The organism is Sporolactobacillus sp. KGMB 08714 (genome assembly GCF_036598985.1).
Classification (GTDB): domain Bacteria; phylum Bacillota; class Bacilli; order Bacillales; family Sporolactobacillaceae; genus Sporolactobacillus.
The window spans coordinates 41543-54041 of the sequence record NZ_JAUUBW010000027.1 but is presented as its reverse complement, the minus strand read 5'-3'; the positions used below and the strand labels follow the sequence as shown (position 1 = coordinate 54041).

11 protein-coding genes are annotated in these 12499 nt (G+C 50.3%); all 11 read right to left on the bottom strand.

All coding sequences use genetic code 11. The features are described from left to right. Positions 1-604: 604 nt before the first annotated feature. Positions 605-2101 carry a lysine--tRNA ligase gene (gene lysS / locus Q6A92_RS12930; protein ID WP_332238364.1) on the bottom strand — a complete coding sequence of 499 codons (1497 nt, stop codon included), beginning with the start codon at positions 2099-2101 and terminating at the stop codon, positions 605-607. 143 nt (positions 2102-2244) lie between these two features. Beyond that, on the bottom strand, positions 2245-3243 hold the full coding sequence (gene dusB, locus Q6A92_RS12925; protein WP_332238363.1) for a tRNA dihydrouridine synthase DusB: 999 nt from the start codon (positions 3241-3243) through the stop codon (positions 2245-2247). A gap of 28 nt (positions 3244-3271) precedes the next feature. Then, positions 3272-3475, bottom strand: a complete 204-nt coding sequence (locus Q6A92_RS12920; RefSeq protein ID WP_274402038.1) for a helix-turn-helix domain-containing protein — start codon at positions 3473-3475, stop codon at positions 3272-3274. Continuing rightward, on the bottom strand, positions 3427-4308 hold the full coding sequence (folK, locus tag Q6A92_RS12915) for a 2-amino-4-hydroxy-6-hydroxymethyldihydropteridine diphosphokinase (protein ID WP_332238362.1): 882 nt from the start codon (positions 4306-4308) through the stop codon (positions 3427-3429). Before folK ends, Q6A92_RS12920 begins: the two co-directional genes overlap by 49 nt. Continuing rightward, the gene (gene folP / locus Q6A92_RS12910) at positions 4301-5071 is read right to left on the bottom strand and encodes a dihydropteroate synthase (protein ID WP_332238365.1); all 771 of its coding nucleotides are present in this window, start codon (positions 5069-5071) and stop codon (positions 4301-4303) included. The genes folK and folP overlap by 8 nt, the downstream gene beginning before the upstream one ends. A gap of 332 nt (positions 5072-5403) precedes the next feature. Then, positions 5404-6324, bottom strand: coding sequence for a cysteine synthase A (gene cysK, locus Q6A92_RS12905; RefSeq protein WP_332238361.1), 921 nt, complete (start codon positions 6322-6324; stop codon positions 5404-5406). Between the two features lie 159 nt (positions 6325-6483). Continuing rightward, complete coding sequence (gene hslO / locus Q6A92_RS12900) at positions 6484-7359, bottom strand: Hsp33 family molecular chaperone HslO (RefSeq protein ID WP_332238360.1); 876 nt, start codon at positions 7357-7359, stop codon at positions 6484-6486. Between the two features lie 18 nt (positions 7360-7377). Further along, positions 7378-8148 carry a type III pantothenate kinase gene (locus tag Q6A92_RS12895; RefSeq protein ID WP_274402044.1) on the bottom strand — a complete coding sequence of 257 codons (771 nt, stop codon included), beginning with the start codon at positions 8146-8148 and terminating at the stop codon, positions 7378-7380. Positions 8149-8247: 99 nt separating this feature from the next. Further along, positions 8248-10287 (bottom strand): ATP-dependent zinc metalloprotease FtsH, encoded by a 2040-nt coding sequence (gene ftsH / locus Q6A92_RS12890; protein ID WP_274402034.1) that lies wholly within the window; start codon positions 10285-10287, stop codon positions 8248-8250. 174 nt (positions 10288-10461) lie between these two features. After that, complete coding sequence (gene hpt / locus Q6A92_RS12885) at positions 10462-11001, bottom strand: hypoxanthine phosphoribosyltransferase (RefSeq protein ID WP_274402033.1); 540 nt, start codon at positions 10999-11001, stop codon at positions 10462-10464. Continuing rightward, positions 10998-12437, bottom strand: coding sequence for a tRNA lysidine(34) synthetase TilS (gene tilS / locus Q6A92_RS12880; protein WP_332238359.1), 1440 nt, complete (start codon positions 12435-12437; stop codon positions 10998-11000). Before tilS ends, hpt begins: the two co-directional genes overlap by 4 nt. Between the last annotated feature and the right edge of the window lie 62 nt (positions 12438-12499).

The following is a 12499-nucleotide window of genomic DNA, read 5'->3' as shown; positions in this document are numbered from 1 at the left end:
ATTGATTGAAGGGTGGGCCCCTTCTCAATTGCGCTTGGCTTTTGTTCAGTTTTCAAGGAACATTCGCTTCGTCGCTTCTATGGGCGACTTATCTATTTTATCAACAAAAATCATTGATGTCAATAAAAATTTTACTGAAACATCTCGATTGATAACGATAAAAAAGATATAACTAACTGCCGCATCAAAACGACCTTTTCAATTATAAATAGATTGTCGAAAAAAGTCAACGGCCTTTTTTATTTGAAAAGCGATTTCTCAACAATATAAAAATACTACCAACATTCCCCTTCTTTGTCAATGAAACATGAAATAACGACACTGTTAATTTAACAGACGCCGAATTCTTTGTCATAGTATGGAAAATCTGCCCCTGTTCTTTATGTTCACCAGAGCCGGCCTGCCTAAAGGGACTTCTCCCTTTCGTCCGGCCGGCTCGACCTTTGTTAAGGCAGATCGGCGCATCGATCCGGCCCAATACATTCGTCGCTTTTTCATTGCTTTCCCGGGGAGCTGCTTGAAATAAAAAATCCACCTTTCTCCAAAAACTGCAGTTTGGGGATAGGTGAACTGCCGGTCATTCAAAAGAGGCCGGTATCGCCGGTTAATTGTCCTCTCTTGTCCGCATCTGTGGAAAAAGGAGAACATCGCGAATAGAAGCTGAATCGGTCAGAAGCATAATCAGACGATCAACGCCGATGCCCAGTCCTCCGGTCGGCGGCATGCCGTACTCCATGGCTTCCAGAAAATCTTCGTCAATCACCTGAGCCTCATCGTTTCCTGCTTCTCTTTCTTTCATTTGTTCCACAAAGCGTTCGCGCTGATCGATCGGATCATTGAGTTCACTGAATGCGTTGGCGTATTCTCTGCCGACAATGAACAGCTCGAAACGGTCGCTGAAGCGCGGATCTTTGGGATCCTTTTTTGCAAGCGGAGAGATAACAATCGGATGTCCATATACAAAAACCGGCCCAATCAGCGTCTCTTCAACCTTTTGTTCAAAAAATTCATTGACCACATGTCCATAAGTCATATCGCCCTTTACTTCTACCCCGTTTTCGGCGGCCAGCTTTCGTGCGTCTTCATCGGACATTTGCGGCCAGAAATCGACTCCCGTGGCTTCTTTAATGGCGTCAACCATGTGCACGCGTTTCCACTGCGGTTTCAGATCCACCTGAACATCGCCGTACGTGATTTTTGTCGTTCCCAGCACATGTTCGGCAACGCCGGAAATCAGATTTTCGGTCAGCTGCATGATATCGCGCAGATCATCATACGCCGCGTAGAGTTCGAGCATCGTAAATTCGGGATTATGTTTCGTGTCAATGCCCTCATTCCGGTAGACACGGCCGATTTCATAGACCTTATCGAAACCCCCGATAATCAGCCGTTTCAGGTGCAGTTCAATGGCTATTCGCATATAAAGATCCATATTCAACGCATTGTGGTGGGTAATAAACGGCCGTGCGGCCGCGCCCCCGGGAATGGAATGCATCGTCGGCGTCTCCACTTCAAGGTAATCCAGATGATCCAGATAATCGCGAATCGCCTTGATAATCCTGCTGCGCAAAACAAATGTTTTTTTGACTTCAGGGTTCATGATCAAGTCAAGATAGCGTTGCCGATAGCGCTGTTCAACATCCTTCAGCCCGTGAAACTTATCAGGAAGAGGCCGCATCGCTTTCGATAAAACAGCGAATTTCGTAACTTTTATAGAAAGTTCGCCGACATGTGTCTTAAATACCGTACCTTCCACGCCGACGAAATCACCGATATCGATGTGTTTGAAGATTTCATACTGATCATCTCCGACGCTGTCCTTGCGCACATAAAGCTGGATTCTTCCGCTGAAATCCTGCATATCGGCAAAACCTGCTTTGCCTTTTCGCCGTTTGGCCATCAGACGGCCGGCCATCGTAACGGAAACAGCCTTCGCTTCCAGTTCTTCCGCCGCCATTGAACCGTACAAGGTACGTATCTTTTTCGTATCATGCGAGCGATCAAAATGACCGCCAAACGGATTTATGCCCTTTTCAATCAAAATTCTCAGCTTCTCATGCCTTGCCTGAAGCTGATCGGTCAGATCTACTTCCTGACTCATTTTCTTCCAACCTCCAGTCATTATCGTGTCACGCCAATGCTTGTCCGCATGCGGAAGATCATCTGTAAATACAAAGAAAACTGCCAGCAATACCACCGGCAGTCTGATATCTATCCGAATTATAGAGAATTTAAGAAATACTGTCAACCATACACGACTGCATCAGCCGCTTCCTCCGCTTTGCGGGCAAACGCGTGCAGCAGCAAACGAAGTTCATCCGCAGTTTCGCAGAGATTGATTTTCTTTCTGACGTCATTCCCGCCGCGCAGCCCTTTAACGTACCAGGCCGCATGTTTTCTCATTTCCAGAACCGCAATATGTTCCCCTTTCAACTTGATCAGCTGGTCCAGATGAAGCAGGCAGACGTCGATCTTCTCTTTTGCCGTCGGCTCGTCAGGCAATTCGCCGTCTTCCAGATATTTCACCGTTCGGTACAGCATCCACGGATTCCCGAGCGCCCCGCGGCCGATCATGACCCCGTCCGCCCCCGTCGTCTCCAGCATGCGCCGCGCATCCTGGGGCGTCCGCACATCACCGTTGCCGATAACCGGGATACTGACAGATTCTTTGACCTGCCGAATGATCTCCCAATCGGCGCTGCCCTCGTACATCTGGACCCGCGTTCGGCCGTGCAGCGCTACAGCCTGTCCGCCGGCACGTTCAACGGCCTGCGCATTCCGGACTGCATAGATGTGATCGTCGTCCCATCCTTTGCGCATCTTCACGGTCACCGGTTTATTGACCGCATCGACAACGGCGGATACCATTTCATATATTTTATCCGGATCCAGCAGCCACTTGGAACCGGCATCGCATTTAGTAACTTTGGGCACAGGGCAGCCCATGTTAATGTCGATGATGTCCGCATTTGTCTGCTGATCCACATACTTTGCCGCCTGAACAAGCGTTTCTTTCGATCCTCCGAAAATCTGCAGACTAAGCGGCCTCTCCCGGTCGTCAACATAGAGCATATCCAGCGTTTTTTTATTGTGATGGATAATCCCGCGGTCGGCGACCATTTCCGCACAGACCAGTCCCGCACCGAAACGCTTGGCAATCAGCCGGAAAGCCGAATTGCAGACCCCGGCCATCGGTGCCAGAACAACCTGGTTTTTCAACGTGATCGGTCCTATTTTCAGCATCCCGTCACCTCTCCTTTTCTTGAATCTTTTATAATCTTTTCATTTCATCAACAGATATATCCAGCTGGCCGCAGACCCGCTCAATAAACTCCGCCGTCGGTTTACGGCTGTCTCTCTCAACCTCTCCCAACAGGGATAAAGATATTCCCAGTTCCTTAGCCAGTTGAACCTGTGTGTACCCCTTTAATTTACGAAAAGCCCGAATTCTCCTTCCCCATTGTTCGCTTTCCATAACCGCACGCCCCCTTTTTGATCGAGATTCTGCCACAGGTCGGTCACTGAGCGGTTGACTCCCGGCACAACCAGATGCGGAGCAATCTCAAACAGCGGTCGGAGGACAAAGGCGCGGCGCGCAATTTCCGGGTGAGGCACGGACAGCTTTTCCATGTCAATCGCGTCCTGATTATAAAGCAGAATATCAAGGTCGATCGTTCTCGGTCCCCAGTGGATCTCCCGCTTCCTCTGAAGTTCCGCTTCAATCTGCTGAATCTCCATAAGCAGCGCCATGGGAGGCAACAATGTTTCAACCAGGACCGCCATATTTAAAAAATCGTCCTGCTGTACGGGGCCGTACGGATCCGTTTCATAAATGGATGAACAGCGGACCACGGTTATGTTTGCTGCTGCATCCATTTTTTCCAGCGCCCGCTTTAGAAAAAGCGCCCGGTCGCCGACATTTGATCCGAGCCCGATATAAACGGAGGATCGGCGTCTTTCGATCTCGACGGACACCGAATCATAGTGCCCGGCAATCGGCGGATCCGGCTTGACAACCCTTACATGGCAAACCTCCGCTCGCGGGAAAGCGTTCAGCAAAACCTTTGCGACCTTTTCCGCCACGGCCTCAATAAGCTTAAAACTGGGCCCCTCCACAACGTCCCTGACGAGTCCGTAGATTTTCGCATAATTAATCGTCTGGCTCAGACTGTCGCTTGTTCCGGCACCGTAAAGATCAACAGACAGCCAGACGTCTACAAAAAAACGCTGGCCGATTTTCTTTTCTTCCGGCAATGCGCCGTGATAACCATAAAAGCGCATCCCGGTCACGGCGATTTTATCAACCACGATGACCCCCCCGCAGCATGGTGTCCATCATTTTCGCCATGCGCACCATGGGCAGCACGTCGTGGATACGCATAATCTGGCAGCCTTTGGCAATGCCAAGGCAAACCGTCGCTCCCGTTCCTTCCACGCGATGGTCAACCGTGACATTCAGGGTTTTGCCGATAAAGCCCTTTCTCGAAGTACCCAGTAAAATCGGATAGCCGAGTTCATGAAAATCCTCCAAGTGGTTCATAACAATCAGATTCTGTTCATAATCTTTGGCGAATCCGATTCCCGGATCGAGAATGATCTTTTCCGGTGCAACTCCCGCATCGAGCGCCAGGCGAATACTGACGTGCAGATCTTCTTTCATATCTTCTATAATATTGTCATACTGAGTATTGTGACGATTGTGCATGAGAACAATCGGAGCCCCGTATTCGGCCGCCACCCTTGCCATATCCGGATCGGCCTTGGCACCCCAGACATCATTGATAATATCCGCACCCGCGTCAAGCGCCCGGCGTGCGGTCTCCGCCTTGTAAGTATCGATTGATATCGGAATATCCGTGCGCATTCGAATGGCCCGAATCATCGGAACCACGCGTCCGGCTTCTTCTTCAACAGATATCGGCGTATAACCGGGCCGCGTTGACTCGCCGCCGACATCGACAATATCTGCTCCGTCGCGTTCCATTTCCGCGACATGCTCCACGGCTCTGCCGATCCGATTAAACCTGCCTCCGTCTGAAAATGAGTCCGGTGTAACATTTAAAATTCCCATAATGACTGTTTTTTCACGATAATCCAGAACTTTGTCTCTTACTTTAAGCAGATGGTAGGGTGAAACACGCAACGTATCAACAGACAACCCGATACCCCCCTGAAAAGATCGACTTTTGAATCTATTATTTAACATAAACATAAATAAGTATAGCACAGATGCCCCTTACCTTCTGAAACGGGCAGTCAAGACCCGGCTTAATGGCCGATCCGGATACGTTTCACAGAACGTTCAGCTCCGGCCGCATCTAAAAAAAGAGGACCCGGTTGCCCGTGATCCTCCCGCTTTTTTAATTGTGTCCTGACACCGTACGGAAAACCTTCCGTCTCCGCTCAGTCTTCGGTCTGATAAAGAGATGTGCTGAGATATCTTTCCCCGTTATCCGGAACGATGACAACGACTTTCTTTCCCTTGCCCAGCTCCTTGGCCACCTGAACGCCGGCGTAAATTGCCGCACCGCCGGATATACCGGCGAGAACGCCTTCTTTTTTGCCGACAAGGCGGGCATATTCAAAAGCCTGTTCATTGGTGACGTCGATCACTTCATCGTAAATCTCAGTATCCAGAGTGTCGGGGATAAATCCGGTCCCGATACCCTGAATCTTATGCGGACCGCCCTTGCCGCCGTTAAGTACCGGAGAGTCCTTCGGCTCGACAGCCACAACTTTGATATTTTCGAACCGTTCTTTCAGCGCTTTTCCGCTGCCGCTCAGCGTTCCGCCTGTACCGACCCCGGCAACGAAGGCATCAAGCGAGTCAAAAGCATCAGCGATTTCCTTGCCCGTCGTCAAATAGTGAATCTGCGGATTGGCAGGATTCTTAAATTGCTGAGGAAGAAAATAGCCCTTCTCTTTGGCCAGTTCCTGGGCTTTCGCAATGGAACCCTTGATAGCCTGAGAGCCCGGAGTCAGGATCACTTCCGCACCGTAGGCTTTGAATAATTTGCGCCGTTCAATACTCATCGTTTCCGGCATGACGAGAATGGCTTTATAGCCCTTGACGGCCGCAACAAGCGCCAGCCCGATACCCGTATTTCCGCTTGTCGGTTCAATAATCGTGTCATTCGGCTTCAGCTTGCCTTCCTTTTCAGCTGTTTCGATCATCGCCAGAGCGATTCGGTCCTTCACACTGCTTCCCGGATTAAAGTATTCCAGTTTGGCGTAAAGTTCCGCATCGTCCTCCCCCGTCAGATGATTCAGCCGGACAACCGGCGTTTTTCCAATCAATTCGGTCACTGAGTTTGCAACTGTCATGACTTGTCTCCCCTTTGTTTGTAAAATCGGAGTCAGCATCTCTGTTTTTGATTCCATAGTAACAACGTTCTATTCCTACGTCAATTTTTCCGGCCGGCCGCCGACCCGCGGCGTTCTGTTTCATCTAGTGATGATTAGTAAAACGGAGGTTGTCGGCATTTATTTATCGATAAGCATCGCTTTCAATTCATCCTCAGTGAAATGGTACACCGTCTCGCAAAAGTGACAGACAGCATCCGCTCCGTGATCCTCTTCAATCATCGATCGGACCTGCGCACGGCCGAGGCCGGCAAGCGTACGGCCGAATTTCTCCTTTGAACAGGTGCAGTGAAAATGTACCGGTACTTTCTCAAGCACCCGATAATCAGCGTCCGGGAACAGATCGGCAAGCAGATCGGCCGGCGTGCGGCCGGCATCAATTAATCGCGAGATCGGCGGAATCTCCTTGATCCGCTGCTCGATTTTTTCGATGACGGCGTTTTCCGTATCCGGAAGCACCTGAATCAGGAAACCGCCCGACGCTTTGACCGTATGATCGGGATTGACCAGCACGCCGACGCCGACGGCAGAAGGAATCTGTTCGGAGCGGGCAAAGTAATACGTGAAATCATCACCGATTTCACCGGAGACCAGCGGAACACGGCCCGTAAAATTGTCTCTCAGTCCCAGATCCCTGACCACGCTCAGAAAGCCGTCCGAGCCGACGGCGCGCGCAACATCCAGTTTTCCGTATTCATTCAGGTCGAAGTGCACCTCGGGATTGGTCACATAGCCGCGAACGTTACCCTTTGTGTCCGCATCGGCGACGATCGCGCCGATCGGGCCGCCGCCCTGAATCGTGACCGTGATTTTTTCATCCTCCTTCATCTGTGCGCCCATCATCATCGTCGCCGTCATTGTCCGGCCCAGTGCCGCCGAAGCGGTCGGCCACGTCTGATGGCGGCGCTGAGCCTCACGGATTGTTTCGGTGGTCACCGTCGTCATCACTCTGAGACGATCACGGCAGGCCAGCGCTTTGATTAAATAATCGCTCACCGTTATGCCCCTCCTCCTTTATTCCCGCACATTGCGACGATAAATCAGATAGAGTCCCTTCAACGTTAAAAGGGGATCGACGTGATCGATCACATCTGTTTCATTTGAAATCAGAGAACAGAGCCCTCCGGTCGCGACAACAATGGGCGTCAATGCAGACCGTTTTTTCATGCGTGTTACGATCCCTTCCACCTGACCGACATACCCGAAAAGGACGCCGGACTGCATCGCGTGAATCGTGTTGCGGCCGACGATATGGGGCGGCTTGGCAATTTCGATTCTCGGCAGTTTGGAGGCCTTTTCGTAAAGCGCTTCCGTCGAGATGTTGATGCCCGGGGCAATGGCACCGCCGATATAATCGGCTTTCTCATCAATATAAGAGTAGGTCGTCGCCGTCCCGAAATCGATAACAATGATCGGCACCTGATAATCGTGAACAGCGGCAACCGCATTGACAATGAGATCGGCCCCGATTTCTTTGGGATTATCGTACTTCAGGTTCAGTCCGGTCCGGATGCCCGGGCCGACAATCAGGGGCTTCACATGAAAATACTTCTCGCACATTCTTTCAAGTGCGAACATGATCGACGGGACAACCGACGAGATCGCCACACCGTTGAAATCCGCAAAAGACAGCCCGCTGTACTGAAATAGGTTGTTTATGAGCATGGCGAACTCATCTTCCGTCTTTTCCCGGTCCGTTGAAATCCGCCAGTGATGAACAAGCCGGCCATCGTCAAAAGCGCCTGTTACAATGTTCGTATTCCCGACATCGCATACAAAAATCATGTTTATCATCACCAAACCATCATTTTCTAATCATTTAAAAAAAAGAGGCACCTCCCGTTGCGGAAACGCCTCCTCTATTGTGCCATGGTCACGGACCGGTCAGATTTTCCTGTCATCCGGATGATCCGCGTCGGAAATCTGCGGATTGGCTTTGTCCGCTTTAATATCCGGATGAATATCGTCCTTGGGATGTATATTCACCTTAAGATTCACCGAATCATCGCCGGAACGTCCGTCTGTCGTTTCTCCGGACGGCTGCCCATGGTTCGCATCCCTGTCATCTTCCTGATAGCCATAGCGGTTCTTGCTCGGTTCAATGTATTTGCCTGTTTCATAGAGCGATTTAATCTGTTCTTTATCCAGAGTCTCGACTTTCAGCAGGGTCCGTGCAAGCAGTTCAAGTTTATCGCGCTGTTCCAGCAGAATCTGCTTGCATCGTGCGTACTGTTCTTTTACAATCCGCTGGACTTCGGAATCAATTTCAAAGGCAATTGTATCGCTGTAATTTTGATCATTCTGCAAATCGCGGCCAAGAAAAACCTGCCCGTTGTCGTTGTTGCCAAACTGCATCGGACCCAGTTTCTCGCTCATGCCGAACTCGGTGACCATGCGGCGGGCCAGATTCGTCACCCGCTGCAGATCATTGCTGGCGCCCGTCGATATCTCGCCGAATATAACTTCCTCGGCAACACGTCCGCCAAGCAGCCCGACGATTTTCTCAAGCAATTCCGGTTTTGTCATGAAATAGCGGTCTTCCTTCGGCAGAGAAACCGTATATCCCCCGGCCTGCCCGCGCGGAATGACCGTTACTTTATGCACCTCATCCGCCCCTTCAAGCGCCAGGCCGATGATCGTATGACCGGATTCATGGTAAGCAACAATTTCCTGCTCCTTTTTGGAAATCACCCGTGACTTTTTGGCTACACCGGCAATGACCCGTTCAACCGCTTCATCAATATCTTCCATGTTGATCACTTTTTTATTGGCGCGGGCGGCAACCAGAGCCGCCTCATTAAGCAGATTCTCCAAATCGGCGCCTGAAAAACCCGGCGTCAGCTTAGCGACCGTCTTCAGATCAATATCTTTTGCCAGCGGTTTATTGCGTGCGTGGACGCGCAGAACGGCTTCACGCCCCCGGAGATCAGGACGGCCGACAGGAATCTGGCGGTCGAACCGGCCGGGACGCAGAAGCGCCGGGTCCAGAATATCCGGACGGTTTGTCGCCGCAATGATGATAATCCCTTCATTTGCACCAAACCCGTCCATCTCGACAAGCAGCTGATTCAGCGTCTGTTCACGCTCATCATGGCCGCCGCCCAGTCCGGCCCCTCTCTGACGGCCGACGGCATCAATTTCATCAATAAAAATAATACATGGTGAATTTTTTTTAGCCTGATCAAACAGGTCACGAACACGAGAAGCACCGACACCGACGAACATTTCCACAAAATCCGAGCCGCTGATAGAGAAGAAGGGAACGCCCGCCTCTCCCGCAACAGCACGGGCCAGCAATGTTTTACCGGTACCGGGAGGGCCCTCCAGCAAAACGCCTTTTGGAATACGGGCACCCAGTGCGACAAATTTTCTCGGGTCTTTTAGAAAATCAACAATCTCGATCAATTCCTGCTTTTCTTCATCCGCACCGGCGACATCCTTGAACGTCACTTTCTTTTTATCCTCGGAATAAAGCCTTGCCTTGCTTTTCCCAAAGTTCATGACGCGGCCGCCGCCGCCCTGTGCCTGATTCAGCAAGAAAAAAATCAGAAAAAATATAATCGCAAACGGAATCAGCGTCGTTGCAAAATTAACCCACCCGTTTGTCGACTGAGCCGGTTTAACATCCACATTATATTTATTTGCCAAATCGGTAATCTGTCCGACCGCTTTTTCACTGGCGGGGATATAGGCCTTAAACGTCGTGTTTGCGTCATAATTTTTCAAACGCCCCGTTACGGAATAAACGCTGCCTTCGGGTTGGAGGGTCATGTCTTTAACGTTGCCGCTCACCAGATTTTGCTGAAAAGCGCTGTATGTCATCGGCCGCACACTTCGGTTCGTGTCCGTCAGCCAGCTGACGATGCCGATAATAACAAGAAAAATAAATAAATATATGATGATATTCTTAAAAAGTCGATTCATCCCTTACCTCCTCCCGCTCTAAACGAAACCTTACTTAATAGTATCATACACAGGTGAAAAGCCTCAAGCAATTTGTTACAGGGGGCAGTGAAACCAGCCGTCTCACAGACCGGCAGCGGCTTCCCGCGTCTGTACTGCCGCGCAATCCTTGTCCCCGTTATATATGTAACTCCTCTATCCATTGTATATTTCCGGCTTCAGAATCCCGATAAAGGGAAGATTGCGGTATTTTTCCGCGTAATCCAGCCCGTAGCCGACAAGAAAAGCATCCGGTACTGTGAATCCGCATAAATCCGGTTTGATCGCCGTTTTTCTTCCCGACGGCTTGTTCAGCAGCGTCACAATTTTGATTGATTTCGCTTTTCGGGTTTTGAACAAATCCACTAAATAGCTCAACGTCAAACCGCTGTCAATGATATCTTCAACAATCAGGATCTCGCGGTTCTCAACGGAAGTATCCAGATCCTTGAGAATCTTCACTTCCCCTGAAGAAACCGTCGAATTTCCATAGCTGGAAACATCCATGAAATCAATTTCAACGGGAACGGTGATCTGCTTAATCAGATCGGCCATAAACGGAAGGGCTCCCTTCAGCACGCCGATGACGAGCGGAAAGCGTCCGCGATACTCTTCAGAAAGTATTTTCCCGAATTCACGGACCTTTCCCTGAATGGCCGCCTCCGTTATTAATATTTCCCTGAGGTCTTCCTTCATGCCTTTATCCTCCCAAAATCAGCAATCGGTGTAAATGTCAGTTTCAGATAGCTTGCTTCCTTTTTCTGTACGTCCGGTGAAGACCTCCATCCTTTCCTAAGAAGCGGCAGCCAGAGAACGGAATTTTCTCCGTCAACAACAAGCGGCCAGACGATACGTTTCTCCCGATCAATCTTCTCATTAATAAAAATACGCTGTATCTTTTGCGTACCTGTCATACCTTTCGGCATCATCCGGTCCCCCCGGCGCCATGTTCTCACTCTGAGGGGCCCGATTACTTGACGGTAATCAGTAATCAGGCAATCCGGACCTGAAACCGCTGTTCCGAGGCAAAATCCGTTCGGCAAAAATTCCGCATCGATGGTACCGGCAGAGAAGGAAGTCCTGCCCGGCACTTGAAGGACAAGATCATAACTCTTGTCCTCCACCCGGGATGGGAAGCCAATCAGACAGGCCCTGTATGATTTTCTCGCCAAAAGCCCCTCCGGGAAAACAACACGACCGGAAGGCCGGTTTGAACGCAGCAGCTGCAGTAAATTTTCGATATGTATAGATTGATGCATTGGCTGTATCTTTCGGTTAGTGTAAAGATAATTTAATATTAGATGAATTATTCTCCTTTGTAAAGAATATGGAATGACTAATAAGTCCGGAATCGATATCTTTATCCAATCCGCGTTTTTCTCCAAAATAACGGTCTCCAGCCGCTGCCTGGCCAGCTCGATCAGAAACGTTTCATCTTCGGCAATCGTCTCGCTTTCATATTGAAATTTTAAATGAACGGACGGATTCTCCTTTTTCAGAAACGGGAGCACTTGTTTTCTGAACCGGTTGCGGGTATGCCTGTCCGATTCATTGCTTGCGTCGTGCCGCGGCGTAATGCCCTGCGCTGCGCAGTATGCCGCGAGTGCGGCTTTCGTCTGAGAAAGAAAAGGACGAATCAGTTCTTTGCCGGCAAAGGGGCGCTTTACAGGGATCCCCGCCCTCGCAATCCCGATGCGCCCTCTGACCTCGCGCATCAGCATCGTTTCGATCTGGTCATCTCCGTGATGCGCAAGAACCAGTGCATCGGCTCTGAACGCATGAAGCGCCTCCTCATACGCCTGATAGCGCAATGCGCGGGCCGCAGCCTCAATACCCAGATTTTGTTCCTTACAGTAAGCCTGTACATCGACAGTTTTTCCTAGAAAAGCAACATGCTCTTTTCGACAAAAAGAAGCTACAAAAGCCAGGTCTTCTTCTCCTGCCGTGTCTCTCAGCCCGTGATCGACGGAGCACACGGCCAGTTCCAGCTCCCACCTTTTCCTTTTGGTCAGAAGATACAGCAGCAGTGCCATCGAATCGGCCCCGCCGCTCACGCCTGCAACGAGCCGCATGCGCGGCTGAATCAGCCCGTGCTTCCTGATAAATTGTGTCACACTTTCCTCAAAAGTCATTCTATCTTTCTCCCGCCCGGCTGTTTCGTTATTTTACTCAGTTCCTGCACCATTTATGTCTA

Coding starts and splice junctions, on each gene's coding strand:
- tilS (WP_332238359.1), bottom strand. CDS start 12,437: ATGACTTTTGAGGAAAGTGTGACACAATTTATCAGGAAGCACGGGCTG.
- Q6A92_RS12920 (WP_274402038.1), bottom strand. CDS start 3,475: ATGGAAAGCGAACAATGGGGAAGGAGAATTCGGGCTTTTCGTAAATTA.
- cysK (WP_332238361.1), bottom strand. CDS start 6,324: ATGACAGTTGCAAACTCAGTGACCGAATTGATTGGAAAAACGCCGGTT.
- hpt (WP_274402033.1), bottom strand. CDS start 11,001: ATGAAGGAAGACCTCAGGGAAATATTAATAACGGAGGCGGCCATTCAG.
- lysS (WP_332238364.1), bottom strand. CDS start 2,101: ATGAGTCAGGAAGTAGATCTGACCGATCAGCTTCAGGCAAGGCATGAG.
- folP (WP_332238365.1), bottom strand. CDS start 5,071: ATGGGAATTTTAAATGTTACACCGGACTCATTTTCAGACGGAGGCAGG.
- dusB (WP_332238363.1), bottom strand. CDS start 3,243: ATGCTGAAAATAGGACCGATCACGTTGAAAAACCAGGTTGTTCTGGCA.
- Q6A92_RS12895 (WP_274402044.1), bottom strand. CDS start 8,148: ATGATTTTTGTATGCGATGTCGGGAATACGAACATTGTAACAGGCGCT.
- ftsH (WP_274402034.1), bottom strand. CDS start 10,287: ATGAATCGACTTTTTAAGAATATCATCATATATTTATTTATTTTTCTT.